The organism is Streptomyces triticirhizae (genome assembly GCF_003696235.1).
GTDB classification, from domain to species: domain Bacteria; phylum Actinomycetota; class Actinomycetes; order Streptomycetales; family Streptomycetaceae; genus Streptomyces; species Streptomyces triticirhizae.
This window is the reverse complement of sequence record NZ_RFFJ01000085.1, coordinates 1-24,596: the sequence shown is the minus strand read 5'-3', so window position 1 is coordinate 24,596 and position 24,596 is coordinate 1. Positions and strand designations below refer to the sequence as shown.

The 24,596-nt window shown below is 69.7% G+C and carries 20 protein-coding genes and 2 pseudogenes; 1 reads left to right on the top strand and 21 read right to left on the bottom strand.

The genetic code is table 11. The annotated features are described in order from the left end of the window. The 14 genes and pseudogenes from EBN88_RS31915 to EBN88_RS16260 form a co-directional block, all read right to left on the bottom strand. Positions 1 to 318, bottom strand: a pseudogene (locus tag EBN88_RS31915) (hypothetical protein); the annotation flags it as partial. Positions 319 to 473: 155 nt separating this feature from the next. Next, a complete protein-coding gene (locus EBN88_RS16320; RefSeq protein ID WP_122184618.1) occupies positions 474 to 836 on the bottom strand; it encodes a DUF6113 family protein in 363 nt (120 codons plus the stop codon). After that, positions 833 to 1,711, bottom strand: a complete 879-nt coding sequence (gene mshB, locus EBN88_RS16315; protein ID WP_122184617.1) for an N-acetyl-1-D-myo-inositol-2-amino-2-deoxy-alpha-D-glucopyranoside deacetylase — start codon at positions 1,709 to 1,711, stop codon at positions 833 to 835. Before mshB ends, EBN88_RS16320 begins: the two co-directional genes overlap by 4 nt. Positions 1,712 to 1,758: 47 nt before the next feature. Beyond that, positions 1,759 to 1,953, bottom strand: coding sequence for a hypothetical protein (locus EBN88_RS16310; RefSeq protein ID WP_122184620.1), 195 nt, complete (start codon positions 1,951 to 1,953; stop codon positions 1,759 to 1,761). 159 nt (positions 1,954 to 2,112) lie between these two features. Then, the gene (locus EBN88_RS16305) at positions 2,113 to 3,279 is read right to left on the bottom strand and encodes an ABC transporter ATP-binding protein (protein ID WP_122184616.1); all 1,167 of its coding nucleotides are present in this window, start codon (positions 3,277 to 3,279) and stop codon (positions 2,113 to 2,115) included. Positions 3,280 to 3,347: 68 nt separating this feature from the next. Continuing rightward, positions 3,348 to 4,373: an ABC transporter ATP-binding protein gene (locus EBN88_RS16300; RefSeq protein WP_122184615.1), complete on the bottom strand. Its 1,026-nt coding sequence runs from the start codon at positions 4,371 to 4,373 to the stop codon at positions 3,348 to 3,350. 15 nt (positions 4,374 to 4,388) lie between these two features. Beyond that, the gene (locus EBN88_RS16295; RefSeq protein ID WP_122184614.1) at positions 4,389 to 5,366 is read right to left on the bottom strand and encodes an ABC transporter permease; all 978 of its coding nucleotides are present in this window, start codon (positions 5,364 to 5,366) and stop codon (positions 4,389 to 4,391) included. 90 nt (positions 5,367 to 5,456) lie between these two features. Next, a complete protein-coding gene (locus tag EBN88_RS16290; protein ID WP_122184613.1) occupies positions 5,457 to 7,277 on the bottom strand; it encodes an ABC transporter substrate-binding protein in 1,821 nt (606 codons plus the stop codon). A 30-nt stretch (positions 7,278 to 7,307) separates the two neighbouring features. Beyond that, entirely contained in the window at positions 7,308 to 8,276 is a 969-nt protein-coding gene (locus tag EBN88_RS16285) for an ABC transporter permease (RefSeq protein ID WP_233580721.1), read from the bottom strand. 375 nt (positions 8,277 to 8,651) lie between these two features. Next, positions 8,652 to 9,692, bottom strand: coding sequence for an ABC transporter ATP-binding protein (locus EBN88_RS16280; protein WP_158621402.1), 1,041 nt, complete (start codon positions 9,690 to 9,692; stop codon positions 8,652 to 8,654). Beyond that, complete coding sequence (locus tag EBN88_RS16275; protein ID WP_122184611.1) at positions 9,685 to 10,662, bottom strand: ABC transporter ATP-binding protein; 978 nt, start codon at positions 10,660 to 10,662, stop codon at positions 9,685 to 9,687. Before EBN88_RS16275 ends, EBN88_RS16280 begins: the two co-directional genes overlap by 8 nt. Positions 10,663 to 10,684: 22 nt before the next feature. Then, positions 10,685 to 11,626: an ABC transporter permease gene (locus EBN88_RS16270; RefSeq protein WP_122184610.1), complete on the bottom strand. Its 942-nt coding sequence runs from the start codon at positions 11,624 to 11,626 to the stop codon at positions 10,685 to 10,687. Then, a complete protein-coding gene (locus EBN88_RS16265) occupies positions 11,619 to 12,542 on the bottom strand; it encodes an ABC transporter permease (protein ID WP_122184609.1) in 924 nt (307 codons plus the stop codon). The genes EBN88_RS16270 and EBN88_RS16265 overlap by 8 nt, the downstream gene beginning before the upstream one ends. A gap of 42 nt (positions 12,543 to 12,584) precedes the next feature. Then, complete coding sequence (locus tag EBN88_RS16260; RefSeq protein ID WP_122184608.1) at positions 12,585 to 14,222, bottom strand: peptide ABC transporter substrate-binding protein; 1,638 nt, start codon at positions 14,220 to 14,222, stop codon at positions 12,585 to 12,587. 184 nt (positions 14,223 to 14,406) lie between these two features. Here EBN88_RS16260 and EBN88_RS16255 point away from each other — a divergent pair, with 184 nt between their 5' ends. Continuing rightward, the gene (locus tag EBN88_RS16255; protein ID WP_122184607.1) at positions 14,407 to 15,612 is read left to right on the top strand and encodes a WD40/YVTN/BNR-like repeat-containing protein; all 1,206 of its coding nucleotides are present in this window, start codon (positions 14,407 to 14,409) and stop codon (positions 15,610 to 15,612) included. 53 nt (positions 15,613 to 15,665) lie between these two features. Here the strand turns inward: EBN88_RS16255 and EBN88_RS16250 are convergent, their stop codons facing one another. From EBN88_RS16250 to EBN88_RS30585, 7 genes and pseudogenes are all read right to left on the bottom strand, one after another. Next, positions 15,666 to 16,697: an ABC transporter ATP-binding protein gene (locus EBN88_RS16250; RefSeq protein WP_122184606.1), complete on the bottom strand. Its 1,032-nt coding sequence runs from the start codon at positions 16,695 to 16,697 to the stop codon at positions 15,666 to 15,668. Beyond that, complete coding sequence (locus tag EBN88_RS16245) at positions 16,690 to 17,712, bottom strand: ABC transporter ATP-binding protein (protein WP_122184605.1); 1,023 nt, start codon at positions 17,710 to 17,712, stop codon at positions 16,690 to 16,692. Before EBN88_RS16245 ends, EBN88_RS16250 begins: the two co-directional genes overlap by 8 nt. Positions 17,713 to 17,739: 27 nt before the next feature. Beyond that, a complete protein-coding gene (locus EBN88_RS16240) occupies positions 17,740 to 18,729 on the bottom strand; it encodes an ABC transporter permease (RefSeq protein ID WP_122184604.1) in 990 nt (329 codons plus the stop codon). Then, positions 18,722 to 19,651 carry an ABC transporter permease gene (locus tag EBN88_RS16235; RefSeq protein ID WP_122184603.1) on the bottom strand — a complete coding sequence of 310 codons (930 nt, stop codon included), beginning with the start codon at positions 19,649 to 19,651 and terminating at the stop codon, positions 18,722 to 18,724. Before EBN88_RS16235 ends, EBN88_RS16240 begins: the two co-directional genes overlap by 8 nt. A gap of 90 nt (positions 19,652 to 19,741) precedes the next feature. Further along, complete coding sequence (locus tag EBN88_RS16230; protein WP_122184602.1) at positions 19,742 to 21,370, bottom strand: peptide ABC transporter substrate-binding protein; 1,629 nt, start codon at positions 21,368 to 21,370, stop codon at positions 19,742 to 19,744. A 338-nt stretch (positions 21,371 to 21,708) separates the two neighbouring features. Continuing rightward, positions 21,709 to 23,577, bottom strand: coding sequence for a translational GTPase TypA (typA, locus tag EBN88_RS16225; protein ID WP_122184601.1), 1,869 nt, complete (start codon positions 23,575 to 23,577; stop codon positions 21,709 to 21,711). A 224-nt stretch (positions 23,578 to 23,801) separates the two neighbouring features. After that, a pseudogene (locus EBN88_RS30585) lies at positions 23,802 to 24,596 on the bottom strand (ABC transporter family substrate-binding protein); the annotation flags it as partial.

The following is a 24,596-nucleotide window of genomic DNA, read 5'->3' as shown; positions in this document are numbered from 1 at the left end:
GCCGCCCGTCGGGCCGTCGGCCTGGCGGCCCGAGGCGCCCCGCCCGTCGGGGCGGGGGCCGGGCGCCGGCTTGTTCCGGGTGGGCAGCGGCGGCGGGGCGGCGGAGCGCGCGGCCTCCTCGTCCACGGTCTCCCTGACCACGATCGGTGGAATGGGCCGGGACCCAGGGATGTTGATCCGCGCGCGGGTCGTCATCGTGGTCTCGGTCTTCTTCTCCTCCGCCGGCGGAGGACCCGGACGGGCCGCTGCTTCCCCCTCGTTGCGCTGGGGGTCACCCCACCCCCGGGGGTTGGGCGAATTGTCAGTTTCACGACTCAAGGCAGGATCTCCCGGTTGGGCTTCACCGGCCGGCCCGGAACGCTGTCCGGGGGCGGCGGCTGGCCCCACGATACTGGGGTCCGCGAGCCGCCACGCCCCCAGCACAGGATCAGCACATCAGTGCCCCACCCCGACACCCGCTCTCAGCAGGGACGTTACCGTGCGGGCCGCTGGTCCACGGCGAACAGCGGGCGTTCGGTGGGCGCCAACGTGGCGCACACCACGGCCACCGTCATCCCGCCCAGGAGGTAGACATAACTCCCGGCGCCCGCCGCGTAGACGAAGTCGCCCTCCGGCCTGGTCACGGTGAGCGCCAGCACGGACAGCAGCCAGCCGCCGGCCGGGGACGCGGCGCCGACCCGGGTGCGGGTCAGCAGCGCGCCGCCCCAGAAGAGGCCGGCGCAGCCGGCGAGCGCCAGCAGCACGCCCAGCGGGAACCAGCCGCCCTGGACCAGGGAGCCGGCGACCCCGGCCACGAAGCCCAGCAGCCCGAGGCCGAGCTGGCCGGCGATCCTCATCGCGCCTCCCCAGGGCCCGGCCCTTCGAGCCCGGCGAACAGGTCGTCGGTCGAGCCGGGCGGCAGCGGCTCGCCGAGACCGAGCCGGAAGTACTCGGTGCGCCACAGGGGTTGGGCCAGCCCGTTGGAGAGCGCGAAGGTCTCGCCGGCCACCTCGATCTGGGTGACATGGGCGGCGAGTGCGGCCTGCTTGGCGGCATATGCCTCGTCGGAGCCGGTCACCGCGAGCGCGACCTCCGCGTCCGGCACCACCCCGGGCAGGTCACCGATCGTGACCACGTCGGGGAAGCGGCCCGGGCCGTCCTGCCGGAGCCGGGTGAGGTGGCGTTCCACCTCGCTCAGCGGCAGGCAGTTCCACAGCACCCGGTCCACCCGGTGCCGTTCGGCGGCCAGTTCGACGGCGCGCATCGCGACCCGGTGCGCCTTGATGTGGTCGGGGTGGCCGTAGCCGCCGTCCGGGTCGTAGGTGATCACCACGCGGGGGCGGGTCTCGACGACGATCTCCGCGAGCAGCCCGGCGGCCTCGTCGAGGTCGGCCCGCCAGAAGGCGTCGGGGTGGTCGTTGCTGGGCAGGCCCATCATTCCGGAGTCGCGGTAGCGTCCGGGGCCGCCGAGCAGCCGGTGGTCGGTGACGCCGAGCGCGGCCATCGCGGTGGCCAACTCCTCGGCGCGGTAGGGCCCCAGGGTGTCGTCGCGGTGGGCGGCGAGGTGGCCGAGCGAGTCGGGGATGATCTCGCCCTCCTCGCCCAGCGTGCAGGTGACCAGCGTGACCCTGGTGCCGGCGGCGGCGCGGGCGGCCATGGTCACGCCGTTGTTGATCGATTCGTCGTCGGGATGCGCGTGCACCAGCAGCACGCCGGACGGGCCGGAACTCATGGGGGCAGCCTACTGATCCCCCGGCCCCGGCAGGCTCCGAAGCCCGGTCAGAAGCTCAGAGAGTTGATCATTTCGCCGAGGCTGCTGCTGAAGTTGTCGATCGTGGGGGCCATGTTGGAGCCGGCCAGATAGAAGCCGAGCAGCACGCAGACGATGGCGTGCAACACCTTCAGCCCGGCCCTCCTGACCAGCAGGATGACAATGACCAGCAGCAGCAGTGAAGCTGAGATGGTGAGGCCCACCTGGATCACCCTCCATGGACTCGCGCCTGTTTCAGGGCACGGTGAGACGACCCACCCCACGTTGGACGCGCCTTCCCGCCATGCGTCACGGATCATAACGTTCCGTGGCCCCCGCACGGCGCGGTGCACAGGAGCAGATCAGGGGCGCACGCCCCCCGCTCACTCGACCAGAACGGTACCTGCCTCCGGAAAATGACAGGCGGTCAGATGGCCCTCGGCGTTGCCCTCGACGCGGACCAGCGGGGGCTCCTCGGTGGCGCAGCGGTCCTGGGCCTTCCAGCAGCGGGTGCGGAACCGACAGCCGGAGGGCGGGTTGCTCGGCGAGGGAACGTCCCCCTCAAGGCGGATGCGCTCGCGGCGCGGGGGTCGTTCCTTCGGGGACGCCTCGGCGGACGACGTGGCGGACGACGAGGCGAGGGCGCCCTCGCCCTCCCCGGCCGGGGGCCGGCTGGCGGCCAGCTCCAGCTCGGCCTCGGGGACGGCGGAGAGCAGCGCGTGGGTGTAGGGGTGGCGGGGGCGCTCGTAGATGGCGGCGCGGTCGCCGACCTCGACGATCCGGCCCAGGTACATGACCGCGATCCGCTGGGAGAAGTGGCGCACCACGGCGAGGTCGTGGGCGATGAAGAGGAAGGCGATGCCGCGCTCCCGCTGCACCCGGCGGAGCAGGTTGATGACCTGGGCCTGGATGGAGACGTCGAGCGCCGAGACAGGCTCGTCGGCGATGATCAGGCGCGGTTCGAGGGCCAGCGCGCGGGCGACGCCGATGCGTTGCCGCTGGCCGCCGGAGAACTCGTGCGGGAAGCGGTTGTAGTGCTCCGGGTTGAGGCCGACGGTGTCCAGCAGCTCGCGGACCCTGGCCTCGCGCCCGCCGGGCGGGTCGATGCCGTTGATCTCCAGGGGGGCGCCGACGATGGTGCCCACGGTCTGCCGGGGGTTGAGCGAGGAGTAGGGGTCCTGGAAGATCATCTGGATCTCGGACCGCACGGGCGCCAGCTCGCGGCGGCTGGCGTGGGTGATGTCCCGGTCGCGGTAGGTGATGCGCCCGGAGGTCGGCTCCAACAGCCGGGCCAGCAGCCGCCCGGTGGTGGACTTGCCGCAGCCGGACTCGCCGACCAGGCCGAAGCTCTCGCCCTCCCTGATGGTGAGGTCGAGCCCGTCCACCGCCTTCACCGCGCCGACGGTCCGCTTGATCGGGAAGCCGCCCTTGATCGGGAAGTGCTTGGTCAGGCCCTCGACGGTCATCAGGGCCTGCGGGGCCGGGCCCTCGGGTCCGGTCGCGCCCTCGGGTCGGGTCGGCCCCTCGTTCTCTGTGTTGGCGGTGCTCATCGGGTTCCTTTGCCTCACGGTGCTGCGTTGCTCGCGGGGTTGCTGCCGGGCCCGGTCGGTGCCCCGAATCAGGCCAGCCGGGGCCTGATCCGCTCGGCGTAGAACGTCCGCCGCTGGTCGTCGGTGAGGTGGCAGGCGGCGCCGCGTCCCTCGGGCAGCGCGGGGCGTTGGCCGACGCACCGCCCCCGGCCCACCTCATCGACGAACGCGCAGCGCGGCTCGAACGGGCAGCCGGGGGGCGGGGAGAGCAGGCTGGGCGGGGAGCCGGCGATGGGCACCAGCTCCTTCTCCACGTCGGCGGTCAGCCGGGGCATCGAGGTCAACAGACCCCAGGTGTAGGGGTGTTGGGGCGCGCCCAGCACCTCGTGCACGGTGCCGCGCTCCACGGCGCGGCCCGCGTACATCACCAGCACGTCGTCGGCGACGCTGGCGATCACGCCGAGGTCGTGGGTGATCATGATGATGGCGGAGCCGAACTCGTCCTGGAGTTCCATCAGCAGGTCGAGGATCTGGGCCTGCACGGTGACGTCCAGCGCGGTCGTCGGCTCGTCCGCGATCAGCAGGTCCGGGTCGCAGACCAGGGCCATGGCGATCATCACCCGCTGCCGCATCCCGCCGGAGAACTGGTGCGGGTAGTCGTCCACCCGCTGGGCGGGTTGGGGGATGCCGACCTTGCCGAGCATCTCGATGGCGCGCTCCCTGGCCTCGCGCCGGGAGGCGCCCCGGTGCTTGCGGTAGGGCTCGGCTATCTGGCGGCCGACGGTGTAGTAGGGGGAGAGCGCCGTCAGCGGGTCCTGGAAGATCATGGCGGCGGTGTTGCCGCGCAGCCGCTCCAGGGTCCGCTCCGGGGCGCCGGTCAACTCCTGTCCCTCCAGGGTGATGTGGCCCGAGACGGTGGCCGTCTCCCGGCTGTGCAGGCCCAGGATGGTCTGGGTGGCGACGGACTTGCCCGAGCCCGACTCCCCGACGATGCCCAGGGTGCGCCCGCGCTCCACCGCGAAGGAGAGGCCGTCCACGGCCTTGACCACGCCGTCCTCGGTGGCGAAGTGCACCCGTAGATCGGCGACGGACAGGAAGGGGCTGGTGGTGGTCAACTTCTGTCAGCGCTCCTAAGCCAGCCGCACACGCGGGTCGATCAGCGCGTAACAGGCGTCAACGAGGATGTTGAACAGCACGATGACCAGCGCGGCGAAGAGCATCACGCCCATGAGCATGGGCAGGTTGGACTTGGTGACCGAGTCGACGGCGAGCCGGCCCAGGCCGGGCAGGTTGAAGGTGAACTCGGTGATCATCGCGCCGCCGAAGAGCGAGCCCAGGTCGATGCCGAAGATGGTGACGATCGGGATCAACGAGCCGCGCCAGGCGTACCGGAAGAAGACCGTGGGCCGCGACATCCCCTTGGCTCTCGCGGTGCGCACATGGTCCTCGCGCAGCTGCTCGATCAGGGTGGACCTGGCCATCCTGGTGTAGTTGGCGGTGAAGATGGTGGAGAGCACCAGCCAGGGCAGCAGCAGCCCGTTGAACCAGCCCAACGGGTCCTCGGTGAGGGGGACGTACTCGGGTTGGCTGAGGATCTGGTTGTTGTACACCAGCAGCGCCAGCGCGAGCGGGCCCAGGAAGTAGATCTGCATCGAGCCCAGCACCAGCGAAGCCGAGCTGAGCGACTTGTCCAGCAGCGTGCCGCGCCGCCAGGCGGCCAGCATCCCCATGCTCAGCCCGACCACCAGGAAGACCACGGCGCCGCCGACGGCCAGCGAGAAGGTGGTGGGCACCCGGTCCAGGATGGTCTCCAGCACCGGGCGGTTGTCGGTGAACGAGTACCCCAGGCACGGCGCCGGGCAGTGGCCGACGGGGTAGTCGCGGCCGGCGAAGATGCCGACCATGTACTCCCAGTACTGCACGGGCACCGGCTTGTCGATGCCCAGGTTCCGCTCCACGATGGCCAGTTGGTCGGGCGTGCAGGTCTTGCCGCAGGCCAGCAGGGCCGGGTTGCGCGGAATCGCGTAGAACAGGAAGAACGTGACGGCGCTGATGATCAGCAGGATGGCGATGGCGCCGAGCGATCGCCGCAGCAGGAATCGGAGCATCGGATAGCAGCCTTCTTGGGAGCGGACGGCCGGGCCTTCGACGACGGGCGCCCACCGCTGTCGGCGGGCGCCCGTCGTCCGAAGCGACCGTCAGCCCTCGTCCTGGATGACGTAGATCCGGTGCATGTCCACGCTGCCGATGTCGTCGTTGAACTCGGCGCCGCCGATCAACGAGCCGTGCAGGATGTTCATCTTGTAGTAGTAGAGCGGGACCTGGGTGAGCACGTCCTCGACGATGTACTTGTTCAGCTCGAACCACTCGGTGGCCGCCTCGGCCGGGTCGGTGATCTGCCGGATGCGGTCGATCTCCGAGTTGATCCGCTCGTCGTTGACGTGGCTGTAGTTGTTGGCCCCGTCCTGGATCTGCCGCCCGTCGAACTGCGGCGGGATCACCGTGGCGCTGGAGAGCCAGTCGTGACCCCAGTTGCTGCGGTAGAGGTCGTAGCCGTTGTCGACCACGCCGATGGTGTCGTAGTAGGTGGTCTGCGGCACGTCGCTGCGGTTGACGACGAAGCCGGCCTCCTCCAGCGCGTCCTCGACGGTCACGGCGGCCCTGGCGTCCTCGGTGCCGGTGTGGTGCACGTAGTTCAGCTCGTAGCCGACCGCGTCGGCCTCCTCCAGCAGCTCCCGCGCCCGCTCCGGGTCGCCCTGCGGGTTGGCCAGCTTGCCGTAGGGGTCGTAGCCCTCCTCGTACCCGGGCAGCAGCGGGCTGATGAGGCCGCCGGCGTACTCGCCGGCGAACGCGCCGCCGTAGGCGTTGAGCACGCCGTTGAGCGGGAGCGCGTAGGCGATGGCCTGGCGCACCCTGAGGTCGGTGACCCGGTCGGCGTTGATCGCCAGGGTGGCGACATAGGGCTGGTAGCCCTGGACGAGGCGCTCCTGGTACTCCGGGTTGGAGGCGACCTCGGGCGCGTTGCCCGGGTCCACGCCGTTGTTGAACGTGATGGCGTAGCGGTCGTCCCCGTTGTCGGCCATCAGCCGCTGGGTGGAGTCGTCGGTGGTGTGCCCGAAGGTGATCTCGAACCGGTCCGGGTAGGCGTTGCGCGCCGGGTCGGTGGCCGGGTCCCAGTGCTCGTTGCGAACCAGCGTCATCGAGCGGTCCGGGCGGAAGCTCTCGATCACGTAGGGGCCGGTCGCCAGGGGCTCCTGGTCGTAGGCCTCCCGGGTGTCGCCCTCCTCGGAGACCATCGCGTAGCCGACCATCGCCAGCGCGTAGGGCAGGTCGGTCTGCGGCTCCTCGAAGTGGAAGACGACGGTCTTGTCGTCCGGGGTCTCCAGGATCGAGTCCGGCAGGTGGTCGCCCTCGAAGGGGCCCTCGGGCAGCAGCTCGCGGTAGTCGGCGCCGCTGGTGTTGGCCAGCCACTGCTGGACGAACGTCGGGCCGTTGGTGATGAACGGCGCGAAGGTGCGCTCGATGGTGTGCCGGACGTCCGCCGAGGTGATCGGGGTGCCGTCGCTGAAGTAGATGTTGTCCTTGAGGGTGTACGTCCAGGAGCGGCCGTCGTCGGAGACGGTGCCGGAGTCGGTGGCCAGGTCGCCGACGATGGAGTAGTTGCCCTCGTTGTCCATGCGCACGGCCGTCAGGCCACGGTGCATCAGCTTGGCGATGTTCGACTCGGCCGAGACATAGACCTGGCCGGGGTCGAGGTGGGCGGGCGAGATCTCCTGGAGCACGTGGACGGTGCCGCCCGGGGTGGCGCCGGGGACCTCCTCGGCCGGTCCGGTGGACGCCTCGGCGTCGGCGAAGGATATGGCCTCAAGCGTCTCCGCCTCGACCCCTCCCCCGCCGGAGCCGTTCCCCTCGCCGCCGCCTCCGCCGCCGCCGCTGCTACACGCGCTCAGCAGCAGTGCGCCGGTGAGCGCGACGGCCGCGCCCGCCAGGCGCGCCCTTCGCGTGGTTCTCTTGCTCATGGTTGTTTACGCACCTGCCCGTTCGTAGTGTCAGCGGTTGGTCTTCGGGTCGAACGCGTCGCGCACCGAGTCCCCGAGCAGGTTGAAGGCGACCACGAAGATCACCAACGACACGCCGGGGAAGAACATGTAGGTGAGGTCGGCGCGGTAGACGTCGGCGCCGATCGCGAACATCCGGCCCCAGTCGGGGGTCGGTTCCACCAGGCCGACGCCCAGGAAGGACAGCGCGGCGGCCGTGGTCACGAAGTTGGGCAACATGTACGTGGCCTGCACCAGGATCGGCGAGACCACGTTGGGCAGCAGCTCCCTGCGGATGATCCGCCAGGGCGAGGCGCCGCTCACCTTGGCCGCCTCCACGAACTCCCGCTCGCGCAGGGCCAGGGTCGCGCCGCGCAGGATGCGGCCCAGGGTCATCCAGCCGAGCATCCAGAGCACCACGATCACGGAGACCACCCGGACCGTGGTCGGGGTCTCCTGCCGTGGATCGACGAAGAGGGTGGCCACGATCGGCAGGAACGCCACGAGGAACAGCTGGTTGGGGAAGGCCATCAGCAGGTCGATGAACCGGCTGATCAGGAAGTCCGCCCGGCCGCCGAGGTAGCCGGCGGTGATGCCCAACAGGATCGCGGTCAGGGTGGCCAGCACGGTCACGGCCAGCGCGATCAGCAGCGAGGTGCGGATGCCGTAGACGAGCTGGGTGAGCACGTCGCGCCCCATGAACGGTTCGAGGCCGAACCAGAACTCGCCGTCGATCCCGCCGTTGGGCTTGACCGGGTAGCCGAACTCGTTGAGCAGACCGGGCTCGTTCAGGCCGTAGCTGGTGTACGGGTCCTTTCCGTACAGCCAGGAGATGACCGGCGCGAGCAGTCCCACGGCGAAGAAGAACAACACGACGAACGCGGAGACCACGCCCACCCGGTCGCGACGGAAACGGCGCCACATCAGCTGCCCGGGGGAGCGGCCCACCAGTTCGGCGGCGACCTGGGTATCGCTGGACATCGGATGGCCCCCCGGTGGCGCTGTCGCGTTCGATGCGTGTAGATCGCGACTTTCGCAAGGCGGGGAGTTTCCCGTCAAGGCTTAACAGAGGTACACACCATTGAAAGGCGATTAGTGAGCGAAGATTTGGTGAACTGACACCGCTTCGCGCTTGACCCGATCAGGGGCAATCAGAAATGTACCGACAAGGGGGGAAGCACGGGGGATGAGCCCTGTTAACAAGGCAGCAACGCCCTCGACCCTACACGGATATCCGGGCCCTCCAGACTGAGGCGGTACGGCCGTGCGGGTGCCGTAGAACCGGGGCGGAGCGGCCATGGGACCGCACCGCCCCGGTACCCCGACCCGGCCGCGAAGGACGGGGGTTAGGCCCCGCTACTCGGCCGTGACCTCGGGTTTCTCGCCCGCGAAGTGGCAGGCGGAGGGGTGCGCGACCGGCGGCCCCGCGTCCTTCAGGTGCCCCGGCACGGTAAGCGGGGGATCGACCTCGGCGCACAGCGACTGCGCCTTCCAACAGCGCGTCCGAAAATGGCATCCGGAGGGCGGATTGGCCGGGGATGGCACATCTCCGGCCAGAATGATGCGTTCCCTACGCCCACTGGCCACCGGGTCCGGCACCGGAACGGCCGACAGCAGCGCCTGGGTGTAGGGGTGGGTCGGATACTGGTAGATCTCCTGATCGCTCCCGATCTCCACAATCCGCCCCAGGTACATCACCCCGACCCGGTCGGAAATATGGCGGACAATCGAAAGATCGTGCGCGATAAACATGTACGACAGCCCGAACTCCGCCTGGAGTCGTTCCATCAGGTTGATGACCTGGGCCTGCACGGAGACGTCCAGCGCGGAGACCGGCTCGTCGGCCACGATGATCTCGGGGTTGAGGGCCAGACCTCTGGCGATGCCGATGCGTTGGCGTTGGCCGCCGGAGAACTGGTGCGGGTAGCGGTTGATGTACTCGGGGTTGAGCCCGACCACGTCCAACAGCTCCCGGACCTTCTTCCGCCGGTCGCCCTTGGGCGCCACCTCCGGGTGGATCAGATACGGCTCCCCGATGATGTCGCCGACCGTCATCCTCGGGTTGAGCGAGGTGTACGGGTCCTGGAACACCATCTGGATGTTCCGCCGCACCGCCTTCAGCGCCCGCCCCGACAGCCGCGAGATGTCCTCGCCCTTGTACCTGATGGCGCCCGAGGTGGGCCGTTCCAGGTTCATCAGCAGCTTGGCCACCGTGGACTTGCCGCAGCCCGACTCCCCCACGATGCCCAGGGTCTCCCCCGGGTAGAGCCGCAGCGAGACCCCGTCCACGGCCTTGACCGCGCCGATCTGCCGCTTGAAGAGGATGCCCTGGGTCAGCGGGAAGTGCTTGACCAGGTCGGTCACTTCGAGGATCGGCTCGCCCCGCTGGTCACTCACCCATCGTCTCCTTCCAGAAGTGACAGGCGCTGGCCCGCCCGGGACCGACCTCGTACAGCGGCGGCCTGGGGTTCTCGCGGCAGACGTCACGGGCCAGCGGGCAGCGCGGGTGGTAGGGGCAACCGGCCGGAATCCGCGCCAGGTTGGGCGGCAGGCCCCGGATCGCGCGCAGCTCGCCGCCCTTGTGGTCAAGGCGCGGGATCGACTCCAACAGGCCCTTGGTGTACGGGTGCGCGGGCCGCCTGTACAGCTCGTGCACCGGGGCCGTCTCGACGATCCGGCCCGCGTACATCACCGCGATCTGGTCCGCGACCCCGGCGACCACGCCCAGGTCATGGGTGATCAGGATCAGTCCCATCCGATACTCGCGCTGCAACTCGTCGAGCAGATCCATCACCTGGGCCTGAACGGTCACGTCCAGCGCGGTCGTCGGCTCGTCCGCGATGATCAGCTCCGGCTCCAGGGCGAGTGCCATCGCGATCATGATCCGCTGCCGCATCCCGCCCGAGAACTGGTGCGGATAGTCGTTGACCCGCTCCTTCGCCGCCGGGATGCGCACCCGCTCCATCAGCTCGATCGCCCTGGCCCTGGCCTCCGCCCGGCTGGCGCCCCGGTGCACCCGGAACATCTCGCCCAGCTGGAAGCCGACGGTCAGCACCGGGTTCAGCGCCGAGAGCGCGTCCTGGAAGATCATCGCGATCCTGTCGCCCCGCACCCGGCGGCGCTCCTCGGCCCGCATGGTCAGCAGGTCGCGCCCCTGGAAGCGGACCTCGCCGCCGGCGATCCGCCCGGGCGGGGAGTCGATGATGCCCATCACGGCCTGCGCGGTCACCGACTTGCCCGAGCCCGACTCCCCCAGCACCGCCAGCGTCTCGCCCGCCTCCACCGTGTAGCTGACCCCGTTGACCGCCTGGACCAGCCCGTCCCGCGTCTGGAACTCCACGCGCAGATCGCGCACTTCGAGCAGCATCGCGTCTCCTTCCCTTCGCCCCTCAGCGCAACCTGGGATCGAGGGCATCGCGGACCGCGTCGCCCAGCATGATGAAGGCCAGCACGGTGATGCTCAGCGCGGCGGCCGGATAGAGCAGGATGTGCGGCGCGTTGCGGAACTGCATCCCGTCCGAGGCCGCCGAGATGTCCACGCCCCAGGAGACGGTGGGCGGCCGCAGCCCCACGCCCAGATAGCTGAGCGTCGCCTCCAGCGCGATGAAGGTGCCCAGCACGATGGTGGCCATCACGATCACCGGGGCGATCGCGTTGGGCATGATGTGCCGCAGCAGCAGCCGGGTGTTGCTCGCGCCCAGCGCCCGGGCGGCCTGGACGTAGTCGTTCTGCTTGGCGGTGATCACCGCGCCGCGCGCGATCCTGGCGATCGGCGGCCAGCCGAGCGCCGCGATCACCAGCACCACGGGCCAGATGCCGCGCAGCGTGATCATGCTCAGGAAGACGATGGCGCCCAGCACCATCGGGATGCCGAAGAAGACGTCGGTGACCCGGGAGAGCAGGGTGTCCCAGAATCCGCCGAAGAACCCGGCGAGGCTGCCGACCAGCGCGCCCAGCAGCGCCACGCCCAGGGTCGCGCAGACCCCGACCGCGATCGAGGCGCGGGCCCCGTAGACGGTGCGGGTGTAGACGTCGCAGCCCTGGGTGTCGAAGCCGAACCAGTGCCCGGCGCTCGGCCCTTCGAGGGAACGGCCCAGCTCGCAGTGGACCGGGCTCCGCGAGGCGATCAGCGACGGCCACAGCGAGATCAGCACCAGAAAGAGGATGAGCAGAGCCGACAGCACGAAGATCGGGTTGCGGCGCAGATCGTGCCAGGCGTCCGTCCACAGGCTGCGTGGCGCGCCCTCCGCCTCGGTGGCCGTGCCCACGGTGAGGGCCTTGGCGCTCGCGTCCTCCTGCGCCCCCAGGGGCTCCGAGTTGCGGTCAGGCATAGCGAATCCTCGGGTCGAGCACGGCGTACAGCAGGTCAACCAGCAGGTTGGCGAGGAGGAAGATCAGCACGAGCACCACCACGAAGCCGACCACCGTGGGCGAGTTCTGCCGCAGGATGCCCTGGAAGAGCTGGTAGCCCACGCCCTGGATGTTGAAGATCCGCTCGGTCACGATGGCGCCGGCCATCAGGTTGCCGATGTCGGCGCCGAGGTAGGTGACCACCGGGATCAGCGAGTTGCGCAGCAGGTGCCGCACGGTCACCCGCCGCCGGGGCAGGCCCTTGGCGACGGCGGTGCGGACGTAGTCGGCGCGGACGTTCTCGGCCACGGAGGTCCGCGTCAGCCGGGTGACGTAGGCGAGCGAGACCAGCGAGAGGATCAGCCCGGGCACGATCAGCTCGCGGAAGCGCCCCTCGGGGCTGACGGCCGGGTCGATCCAGCCGAACTCGACGCCCAGGAAGTACTGGAGGGTGGTGCCCAGGACGAACGTCGGGATGGCGATCACCACCAGGGTCAGGACCAGCACCGAGGTGTCCAGCGAACGTCCGCGCCGCAGCCCGGTGATGACGCCGAGGGTGATGCCCAGCAGGATCTCGAAGACGATCGCCACCAGCATCAGCCGGGCGCTGATCGGGAAGGCCCGCCCCATCAGGTCGGTCACCGGCTCCCCGTTGAACGCGGTTCCGAAGTCGCCGGTGAAGATCTTGCCCATGTAGAGCAGGTACTGCTGCCACACCGGCTTGTCGAGGTTGAACTCGGCGCGCAGCGCCGCCGCCGTCGCCGGGTCGGGCCCCCGGTCGCCGAAGAGCGCGGTGACCGGGTCGCCCAGGGCGTAGACCATCAGGAAGATCAGGAAGGTGGCGCCGACGAAGACCGGGATCATCTGGAGCAGGCGCCGGATGACGTAGCGTCCCATGGGTCCTCCGGGGGGAGCGGCGCGGGCGGAGGTCAGCCGGGGTCAGGAAACCGTGATGTCGGTGAAGACCGGGACGGAGAACGGGTTGAGCTTCACGTCGTTCAACCGCTCGGAGAAGCCGGCGGTGCCGTTCTGGTACCAGAGCGGGATCGCGGGCATGTCGTCGACGAGCACCTGCTCGGCCTCCTTGAAGAGGCGCACGGAGTCCTCCTCGTTGTCGGCGGAGTTGGCCCGGTCGACCAGGTCGTCGAACTCCTCGCTGCTGTACTCGCCGTCGTTGGAGGAGGCGTCGGTGTAGTAGAGCGGCTGGAGGAAGTTCTGGATCAGCGGGTAGTCCATCTGCCAGCCGGTCCGGAACATGCCGGACATCTCCCGGTTGGTGATCTGGTTGCGGAAGTCGGCGAAGGTCGGCACCGGGTTGACGGTGCAGGCGTTCTCGTCCTCCAGCGCGTTGTTGACGCTGTTGCAGACGGCGTCGAGCCACTGCCGGTGGGAGCCGGTGTCCACGTTGGACGAGAGGGTGACCCGGCCGCCGGGCAGGCCGCCGGCCTCCTCGATCAACTCCCGTGCGCGCGTCGGGTCGTAGGCGCAGACCTCGCCGCAGAGACCCTCCTGGAAGCCGCCGGCCTCGCCCAGCACCGGTGAGGTGAAGTCGCTGGCCGGGGTGCGGGTGCCGGAGAAGATCCGGTCGGTGATCTCCTCCCGGTTGATCGCCATCGACAGACCCTGACGGAGTTTGACCCCGTCCTCGCCCGACCAGGCGTCGTCATAGAGCGGGAAGGTGACGGTCTGGATGATGCCGGCCGGCTCGTTGAGATAGCGGTCGCCGAGGTCGGCCTCGGCGTTCTTCAGCTGGGAGGCCGGCACGTCGTCGATCAGGTCGAGGTTGCCGGCCTGGAGGTCGGTGTAGGCGGTGTTGTTGTCGGTGTAGACGCGCAGATCGACGCCGTCGTTCTTGGCCTCGTCGGGCCCGGAGTAGTCCTCGTAGCGCACCAGCCGCATGGACTGGCTGCGGCGGTAGGTGTCGATCTGGTAGGGGCCGTTGCCGATGGGCTTCTCCAGCCAGGCGTCGTGGTCGTCGAAGAACGCCTGGGGCAGCGGGGCGTAGGCGGCGTAGCCGAGGGTCTCGGGCCAGAGCGCGAACGGCTCGGTCAGCCGGACGGTGAAGGTGTACGTGTCGGTGACCTCAAGACCGCTGAGGGTGTCGGCGGTGGCCTCCGCGTTCTCCTCCTCCGGGTGGACCTCGTCGTAGCCCTCGATGAACTGGAAGAAGTAGCTGGCGATCTGGGCGTTGTCCAGGTGGGCGCCGTAGTTCCAGGCGTCGACGTAGGAGTCGGCGGTGACCTCGGTGCCGTCCTGGAAGGTCCAGCCCTCCTTGATCTTCACCGTGAAGTTCCGCTGGTCGTCGGTCTCGATCGACTCGGCCATCATGTCCTCGGCCTGGCCGGTCTCCGGGTTGTACCGCTTCAGGCCCCGGAAGATCATGTCGAGCACCTTGCCGCCCTGCACCTCGTTGGTGTTGGCCGGCTCCAGCGGGTGCTGAGGGTCGCCCCAGGAGGCCCGGATCATCCCGGTGCCACCGCCGTCGCCTCCCGAGTCGCCCCCGCCGCAGCCCGAGGCGAGCAGCGCCATGGCGGTGATCCCGACCAGGGTCGAGCACAGACGGGTGCCGGCGGGCATGGGCGCCTCCTGAAAAGCGGGAGCGGAACGAGCGGGGCTGGCGCCAGAGGAGGGGACCACTGGCGGCGAAACGAGCTACCCGACCCTTGTATCCCTATTTACTGGAAATCGGACGCTTGTCGCCCCGGAGTGTTGCCCGAAAACCCCCATATGCCGCACCGACCCGCTGCGTTATGGTTCCGTTATGCCTCGCAGGTCCCCCCTCCCGCAGGTCCTCCTCCTCACCGCCCTGACACTGCTGAGCTGCACCTCGACCGAACAGGCCGCCGACGACCCGGCCGCCTCGCGCCGGACGGAGACCACCCCGGCGCCCGCGCCGTCGGCGGAGCCACCGCCGATCCCCTCCGAACCGCAACTTTCCGGCCAGGTCGTCCAGTTGAGCTTCGCCGGCCCCGAGCACGCGGCCGCGCTGCTCGTCGAGTGTCGGCACGGCGTCGCCCGCCAGCAGGGCAACTGCTCCTACCGGGTGGCCGTGCTGGAGGGCGACCGCTGGCAGACCCGCGACACCCCGCTGCCCACCACCACCGCCGCCAACAGTCTCTTCACCGTGGAGGCCGTGGGCGAGAGCGGGGTGCGGGTCTCCACGGGCGAGGAGGACTGGGTCTCCACCGACGGCGGCCGGCGCTGGACCGGCAGCCCCGAGAGCGCGGGACCTGAGGGGGAGGCGGCGGAGGCCATCCCCGAGGGCGCCGTGCCCAGGCCGGCCGGCCGGGAGGCCGACGAGCGGGGACTTGAGGTGGTCTCCCCGCAGGACGCGGGCCCGCGCCGGCTGGCCGCGCAGCCGGAGCTGACCGAGCTGGGCCGCCCCGGCCGACTGCCCGAAGGCGGCTGGTGGGTGGCCGGCCTCGACCCCGAGACCGGCAGGCCCGACGTGGCGGTCACCCAGGACGCCGGGCGGGAGTGGCGGCGGCTGCGGCTGCTGGACCAGGCCGCGCCCGCCGACCGGGACGCGGTCAACTCGCTGGCCCTCGCGGCGGGCCCCGAGGACTGGTACGTGCTGGCCAGCGGCAACGCCGCGCTGGAGCCCGGCGGTTCGGCGCTGGCCACCACGCTGCTGGCGGTCTACCGCAGCGCCGACGAGGGCGCGCGCTGGGAGCGCGTCTGGTCACCGTCCGCGGGGCCCGGGCCGCACTCGCTGGTGGGCACGCCCATCGCGGCCGCCGACGGCAGCCTCACCGTCTACTCCTTCGACGCGATCTACACCAGCGCCGACCGGGGCGAGACCTTCGAGGTGGCGCGCCCGGGCGCGCCACCGGAGCTGCCCGAGCTGACCCCGGCCGGCTATCTGCTGACCGACCTGAGCCAGCCGGGCCACTACCGGATCTCGGCCGACGGCTTCACCTGGCGCACCATCGTGCTGGGCCGCCCCCACGAGACGGACCCGACGTAGGGCGGGTCCGCGACGTCTCGCCGGGCCCGCGCGTCACACGCGAACCCCGCGCGTCACACGTGAACGACGTCCCGCTCCTCGGCGAAGTGGCAGGCCGAGGGGTGGGCCACCCCGGTGTCGGCCTTGGCGAACCGCTCGGGCACCGCCAGCAGCGGCACCTCCTCGGCGCACCGGTCCTCCGCCTTCCAGCAGCGGGTGCGGAAGCGGCAGCCCGACGGCGGGTTCGCCGGCGAGGGCACGTCGCCGGAGAGGATGATCCGCTCCCGGCTGTCCCGCACCTCGGGGTCGGGCTGCGGCACGGCCGACAGCAGCGCCTGGGTGTAGGGGTGGGTCGGGTGGTCGTAGATCTGGCTGTCGGTGCCGATCTCGGCCAGCTTGCCCAGGTACATCACGCCGACCCGGTCGGAGATATGACGCACGATCGACAGGTCGTGGGCGATGAACACATAGGAGAGGTCGAACTCGTTCTGCAACCGCTCCATCAGGTTGATGACCTGGGCCTGCACGGAGACGTCCAGCGCGGAGACCGGCTCGTCACAGATGATGATCTCCGGGTTGAGCGCCAAGCCCCGCGCGATGCCGATGCGTTGGCGTTGGCCGCCGGAGAACTGGTGCGGATAGCGGTTGATGTACTCGGGGTTGAGCCCGACCACGTCCAACAGCTCCCGGACCTTCTTCCGCCGGTCGCCCTTGGGCGCCACCTCCGGGTGGATCTCGAACGGCTCCCCGATGATGTCGCCGACCGTCATCCTCGGGTTGAGCGAGGTGTACGGGTCCTGGAACACCATCTGGATGTTCCGCCGCACCGCCTTCAGCGCCCGCCCCGACAACCGCGAGATGTCCTCGCCCTTGTACCTGATGGAGCCGGAGGTGGGCTGCTCCAGGTTCATCAGCAGCTTGGCCACCGTGGACTTGCCGCAGCCCGACTCGCCCACGATGCCCAGGGTCTCGCCCTGGTACAGCTCGAACGAGACGTCGTCCACGGCCTTGACCGCGCCGATCTGCCGCTTGAAGAGGATGCCCTGGGTCAGCGGGAAGTGCTTGACCAGGTGGGACACCTCCAGAATGGGCTCCCGGTCAGCCATGGATCGTCTCCTTCCAGAAGTGGCAGGCGCTGCTCCGGCCGCCGATCGGGCCGCCGTCGTTCTCCAGCACCTCCGCCAGCGGCGGGATGTCGGTGCGGCACACGTCCTGCGCCATCGGGCAGCGGGGGTTGAACGCGCAGCCCTTCGGGATGGCGGTCAGGCTCGGCGGCATCCCCTGGATCGCGTAGAGGTCCTTGCCCTTGTGGTCAAGGCGCGGGATCGACTCCAACAGGCCCTTGGTGTACGGGTGCGCGGGCCGCTTGTACAGCTCGTGCACCGGGGCGTTCTCCACGATCCGGCCCGCGTACATCACCGCGATCTTGTCGGCGACGTCCGCGACCACACCCAGGTCGTGGGTGATCAGGATCAGTCCCATCTGGAAGTCCCGCTGCAACTCGGCGAGCAGGTCCATCACCTGGGCCTGAACGGTCACGTCCAGCGCGGTCGTCGGCTCGTCCGCGATGATCACGTCGGGCTCCAGGGCGAGCGCCATCGCGATCATGATCCGCTGCCGCATCCCGCCCGAGAACTGGTGCGGATAGTCGTTGACCCGCTCCTTGGCGGCCGGGATGCGGACCCGGTCCATCAGCTCGATCGCCCTGGCCTTGGCCTCCCTGCGGCTGGCGCCCCGGTGCACCCGGAACATCTCGCCCAGCTGGAAGCCGACGCTCAGCACCGGGTTCAGCGCCGAGAGCGCGTCCTGGAAGATCATCGCGATCTTGTCGCCCCGGATGCGCTGCCGCTGCTCCTCGGACATCTTGAGCATGTCCTCGCCACGGAACAGGATCTCGCCGCCGGTGATCCGGCCCGGGGGCATGTCCAGAATGCCCATGATGGTCTGCGCGGTCACCGACTTGCCGGAGCCGGACTCGCCCAGCACCGCCAGGGTCTCCCCCGCGTCCACGGTGTAGCTGACGCCGTTGACCGCCTTGGCCGCGCCGTCCCTGGTGTGGAACTCCACGTGCAGGTCCCGGACTTCGAGCAGCGGAACGCCGGGGACCTCCGCCTTGGTCATCTCTATCGACACGCGCGTATCTCCAACTCAGCGCAGCTTGGGGTCGAGTGCGTCCCGCACGGCGTCACCCAGCATCAGGAAGGACAGGATGGTGATGCTCAGCAGGATCGACGGGTAGAGCAGCAGGTGCGGTGCCACCCGGATCTGCTTCTGCGCCCGGTTGATGTCGCCGCCCCAGGAGATCGCCGGGTCCGAGAGCCCGATGCCCAGGAAGGACAGCACCGCCTCGGCCGTGATGTAGCCGCCGAGCGCGATCATCGCCACCACGATCACCGGCGCCGCCGCGTTGGGCAGCACATGGCGCAGCAGGATGCGCCACGTTCCCGCGCCCAGCGAACGCGCCGCCATCACATAGTCCGACTGCTTGATCGCGATCACCGAACCCCGCATGACCCTCGCGATGGTGGTCCAGCCGAGGAAGGCCAGCGCCAGGGTCACCGTCCACACGGTCCTGGTCTCGAAGGAGACCAGCACCACCATGGCGCCCAGCAGGAAGGGGATGCCCATGAAGGTGTCGGTGATCCGGGAGAGCACCGCGTCCAGCCAGCCGCCGAAGTAGCCGGCGAGCATTCCGATCAGGCCGCCGAAGACCAGCACCAGGACCGTCACCGAGACGCCGATGACGATCGAGGCCCGGGTGCCGTAGATCATCCGGGCGTAGATGCTCTGGCCCTGCTGGTTGTAGCCCAGCCACTCGGGCTGGAAGAAGTGCGTGAGCTGCGGCTTCTGGAGGTAGTGGTTGCTCAGGTCGGCGGTGCGCGGGCCGACGCTGGTGAACAGGCTCGGCCAGGCCGCCATCACCAGCAGCACCAGGATCACGACCGCCGATATGAGGAACGACGGCTTGCGCACCAGGTCGTGCCAGGCGTCCGACCAGAGGCTGCGCGGCCTGCCGGGGACCGGCCCGGACTCGGCCATCGGCGCCGGCTGCCCGTCCTCGGTGACCGCGACGTCGGTCGCCGGGGCCCCGGTCGCCTGAACCGCCTTGCTGAGGTTGGTCGCTTCGGTCTCAGGCATAGCGAATCCTTGGGTCGAGAACCGCGTACAACAGGTCGACGAGGAGCGTGACCACGAGATAGATCAGGATGATGAAGGAGACGATTCCGACCACCGTCGCCCCCTCGCGCGAGGTCAGCGCCGTGTAGACGGCCCGGCCGATGCCGTGGATGTTGAAGATGCCCTCGGTGACGATGGCGCCGGCGAAGAGGTTGCCGAGGTCCACGCCGAGGAAGGTCACCACCGGGATCAGCGAGTTGCGCAGCAGGTGCACCCGCACCGCCCGGGTCGGGGAGAGACCCTTGGCGCGCGCGGTCCGCATGTAGTCGGCGCGCTTGTTCTCCGCGATGGAGGTCCGCGTCAGCCGCGCCACATAGGCGAGCGACAGCGAGGCCAACACCAGGGCGGGAAGAAGCAGTTGGTCCCACGCCTCGGAGTCCTGCACATTGGGCTTGACCCAGCCCCAGCGGACGCCGAAGTAGGTCTGGTAGAGGTAGCCGATCACGAAGACCGGCACCGAGGTGAGCAGCAGGGTGACGAAGAGCACCACCCGGTCGGTCTTGCCGCCGGCGCGCAGCCCGGCGAGGAGGCCCATGGCGACGCCCAGGCAGGCGGTGATCAGGAACGCCAGCACCGTGAGTCTGACGGTCGCGGGCAGCGCGTCCGCGATCACGTCGATGACCTCGCGCCTGCTGGCGATCTGGGTGCCGAAGTCGCCCTGGAGCAGCCCGGTCAGGTAGTCCCAGTACTGCTTGAGGATGGGCTGGTCCAGCCCGAGATCCTCCTTCATCGCGGCCATCTGGGCCTCGTCCGGGGCGCGTTCACCCCACAGAGCCCGGATCGGGTCACCGGGCAGCGCGTACATCATCATGAAGATGATGAACGTGGCCCCGATGAACACCGGAATCATCTGGAGCAGTCGCCGCACGACATAGCGCCCCATGGGTCCTCCATCCAAGTCGGCGGGACCGACGGGCCGCTCCGGAGTGGAGTGGCCCGCCGGCCCCCTTGCGCTGCTTGTGCCGTGCGGCTCTTACTTGACCGTGACTTCGGTCAGGACGGGCTGGCCCGCCGCGTCGAAGCGGACGTTCTCCACGTTGTTGGAGTAGCCGCCGTTGACGTTCTGGAACCAGAGCGGGATGGCCGGCATCGTCTCCCAGAGGACCTGCTCGGCCTCCTGGTAGGCGGCGACGGTCTCCTCAAGGGTGGCCGCCTGGTCGCCCTGCTCGAACAGCTCGTCCACCTCGGGGTCGTTGAAGCGGCCGTAGTTGGTCGAGGCCCGCGAGTGGTACAGCTCGCTCATGAAGTTGGCGTTCAGCGGGTAGTCGGCGAGCCAGCCACCACGGTAGAAGGCCTCGACCTCGTTGGCGTCACGCGCCTCCAGGTCGGTGTCGAAGTCCGGCTTGATGTCGGCCCGGCACTCGACGTCCAGGTTCTCGATCAGGCTGTTGCAGACCGCGTCGACCCACTCCTGGTGGCCACCGTCGGCGTTGAACTGGATGACGACCTCGTTGTTGGGAACGCCGCCGCCCTCCTCGACCAGCTGGCGCGCGCGCTCCGGGTCGAAGTCGGTGAGCCCGTTCGAGGCGCCCTCCTGGTAGCCCAGCACGCCCGGCGGGACGAAGCTGTCGGCGGGGGTCTTCGCGCCGTTGAGGACCGTGTTGATGATGGTCTCGCGGTCGATCGCCAGCGACAGACCCTGGATCACCTTCGGGTCAACGCCCTCCCAGTCGCCGTAGTGCACCGGCACGATGGACTGGGTGCCGTTGTACGGCTGGTTGATGGCGCGGTCGCCGAGGTCGGTCTCGTAGACCGGCAGGTCCTTCGGGTCGACCTGGCGGATGATGTCCAGGTTGTCCGAGAGCAGGTCCTGGTAGGCCGCGTCGAGGGTGGTGTAGGCGACGATGTCGATGCCGCCGTTGACCGGCTTGTTCTCGCCCGCGTAGTCCTCGTAGGTCCTGAGCTTGATCAGCTCGTTGTGGTTCCACTCCTCGAACGCGTACGGGCCCTGGCCGATCGGGGCCTCGCCGAAGGCCTCGGGGTCCTCGTAGAAGCTGTCGGGCAGCGGGGTGAACGGCGTGTACCCGAGCTTGTAGTTGAAGTACGAGACCGGGTGCGAGAGCTGGACCTCGAAGGTCGTGTCGTCCACGACGGTCAGGCCGGACATCTCGTCGGCGGTGGGCTCCTCGCCCTCCTCCGGGTGCACGTCCTCGTAGCCGGCGATGTCGGCGAACCAGAAGCTGGTCGACTGGTTGTTGTCGATGTGGGCGGCCCAGTTCCAGGCGCGCACATAGTGCTCGGCGGTGACGTCGGTGCCGTCGTGGAAGGTCCAGCCCTCCTTCAGCTTGACGGTCCAGACGGTGGAGTCCTCGTTGGGCTCGACCGACTCGGCGGCGACCATGAAGATCTCGCCCTCGTCGTCGAAGTCGAGGAGCTTGGAGAACACGTTGTCCATCACCAGGGAGCCGAACTGCTCCGTGGTGTCCGAGGGGATCAACGGGTTCTGCGGCTCGCCGCCGTCAACCCGGACTATGCCTGCCGAGTCCCCGCCGGAGGCGCCGTCGCCGCCCGAGTCATCGCCGTCACTGCCACCACAGGCGGTCGCGGCGAAGGCCACGACTATCGCACTGGCGACCCATTTGGCGCTACGCGCACCACGCATGGGCTTTGCCTCCTTGGGAGTCCACTGTCACTGCAAGAGAGAACCCCGGAGCGCGGACAGGGGTCTACCCGCGTCACACGCGTCCGGATCGCAATGCCCACAACTATTGGGCATAAAACCCGCGCTAACCACCGCTCCGCCATTTCATTTTGATGAAGATGAGGCGGAGCAACCACCCAAAACCGGACAAACGGCAGAGGTGACCTCTCCGTTATCCGGACTGATGTGACGCACATCGCGCCTCTCGCTCCGGATAACGGACGAGACACCGCATAGCCACCCGAAAACGTGCTTGACATGTGCGGAGCGAAGTCGGCGTTCGCGACAAACGCCGCGCCTCACTGCCGCTTGGCGCGCGCCGTGGCCCTGGCCCGCTCCCGCTGGTCGAGCACGACCTTGCGGATGCGGACCTCCGTCGGCGTCACCTCGACGCACTCGTCCTCCCGGCAGAACTCCAGGGACTGCTCAAGCGACAGCTGACGCGGCGGGACGAGGTTCTCCGTGGTGTCGGCGGAGGCGGCCCGCATATTGGTGAGCTTCTTCTCCTTGGTGATGTTGACGTCCATGTCGTCCGAGCGGGAATTCTCCCCGACGATCATGCCCTCGTACACCTCTGTGCCAGGGCCGACGAAGATCACGCCACGTTCCTGGAGATTCAACATCGCGTAGGGGGTGGCCACTCCGGCCCGGTCGGCCACCAACGAGCCGCTCTTGCGGGTCCGCAGCTCGCCGGCCCACGGCTCGTGCCGCTCGAAGATGCTGTGCGCGATGCCGGTGCCCCGGGTCTCGGTGAGGAACTCCGTCCGGAAGCCGATCAGCCCGCGCGAGGGCACCAGGAACTCCATCCGCACCCAGCCGGAGCCGTGGTTGGTCATGGTCTCCATGCGGCCCTTCCGGGAGGCCATCAGCTGGGTGATGGCGCCCAGGTGCTCCTCCGGGGCGTCGATGGTCATCCGCTCGACGGGCTCGTGCACCTTCCCGTCGATCTCCCGGGTCACCACCTCCGGCTTGCCGACGGTGAGTTCGAAGCCCTCCCGGCGCATCGTCTCCACCAGGATGGCCAGCGCCAACTCGCCCCGTCCCTGCACCTCCCAGGCGTCCGGGCGCTCGGTCGGCAGCACCCGCAGCGAGACGTTGCCGACCAGCTCCCGGTCCAGCCGGTCCTTGACCAGCCGGGCGGTGACCTTGTGGCCCTTGCCGCCCCGGCCCACCAGGGGCGAGGTGTTGGTGCCGATGGTCATGGAGATCGCCGGCTCGTCCACCGTGATCAACGGCAGCGCCTCCGGGCGCTCCGGGTCGGCCAGCGTCTCGCCGATCATGATGTCGGGGATGCCGGCCACCGCGCAGATGTCGCCCGGGGCCGCGACCTCGGCCGGCTTGCGGGTGAGCGCCTCGGTCATCAGCAGCTCGGTGATCCGCACCTGCGCCGAACTGCCGTCCCGCTTCAGCCAGGCGACCGTCTGCCCCTTGCGCAGGGTGCCCTGCTTGACGCGGCAGAGCGCGATCCGGCCGAGGAAGTTGTCCGCGTCGAGGTTGGTGACATGCGCCTGGAGCGGCGCGTCCTCCTCGAAGACCGGGGCCGGCACGGTCTGGAGCAGCGTCGTGAAGAACGGCTCCAGGCTGTCGCTGTCGGCGGGCACGGTGCCGTCGGCCGGCTGGGTCAACGAGGCGACGCCGTCCCTGGCGCAGGCGTAGACGATCGGGAACTCGATCTGCTCCTCGTCAGCGTCCAGGTCGAGGAAGAGGTCGTAGGTCTCGTTGAGCACCTCGGAGATCCGGGCGTCCGAACGGTCGGTCTTGTTGACGCAGAGCACGACCGGGAGCCGCGCCTGGAGCGCCTTGCGCAGCACGAACCGGGTCTGCGGGAGCGGCCCCTCTGAGGCGTCGACCAGCAGCACCACGCCGTCCACCATGGACAGCCCGCGCTCCACCTCGCCGCCGAAGTCGGCGTGGCCGGGGGTGTCGATGATGTTGATCACCACCGGGTCGCCACCGCCCTTGGGGTGGTAACGGACGGCGGTGTTCTTGGCGAGGATGGTGATGCCCTTCTCCCGCTCCAGGTCCCCGGTGTCCATCACCCGCTCGTCCACCTGCTGGTGGGCCGCGAAGGCCCCCGCCTGTCGGAGCATGGCGTCGACCAGGGTGGTCTTGCCGTGGTCGACATGGGCGACGATGGCGACATTGCGGATGTCGTGGCGCGTAGGCATGGCTGGGCAGTTCTCCCGGGTTCGTGGCTGGGCCGGCGCGGCAGACATGCGCCCCACCCGGGTTCTTCCGCTGGGCCCCCAGACCCGCGCCAGGCAGACCGTGGCACCGGCCTCGCTGCCATGGTACGGGGTGGGGCGGGGACGCCGCGCGGGTGCGCTACGCGGGTGCGCTGCGCGCGGCGACGCCGGGGTGGGGCGGGGGTGGGGCCGGGGGCGGACACGGCCTAGCGGCGGAAGCCGATGTCCTGGAAGCGTGGGGTGGCCAGGCCGAAGGCGCCGACGCCGGCCAGGTCGTCGTGCACGGCGACCAGTTGGGGCCGCTGGAACAGCGGCAACGAGCCGGCCGCCGCCCAGATCCGGGCGTCCGCGTCGTCGAGCAGCTCGTGGTACTCGCCCTCGTCCAGCGCGCCTGCGGCGCGGTCCAACAGCTGGTCGATGTGGTCGGTGCCGACCCTGGCGTAGTTCTGCTCGATCAGCAGCTGGCCGCCGGGGATGGAGACGGGCTTGGTGAACAACGGCCTGGTGTCCACGGCGGGGTAGGCGGTGGCCGGCCAGGAGTAGAGGGCGAGGTCGAACTCGCCGGAGGCGATGTGCCGTTCGAAGTACTCGTCGGCGGGGACCTCGCTGATCTCGGTCCCGATGCCCACGGCGGAGAGCATGGCCGCGATCCGCCGGCCCACCTCCCGCAACGGCTCGGCGTCGGCACCGTCGGGCATCACGAACCGGAGGCTGAGCGGCTCGCCGTCCTTGGCCCGAACGGGAGCGCGGGACGCCTCCCGCAGGGCGTCGGCCTCCCGCGCGGCCTCCTCGGCCAACTGCCGCACACGGGCCTCGCCGTCGGCTTCGGCCGACGCGGAGCCAGGCGCGGCCGCGTTGGTGGCCGCGCCACCGGAACGGGGACCGGCTGTGGGCGCGCTCGCGGCGAACGCCGCGCTGACCGTGCCGCCTGGGGCGGATGCCGTCGCCGAACCGTCCCTGGCCGGGCCGGCGGCCGGGCTGCCGGCGCCGGTCCCGAGGGC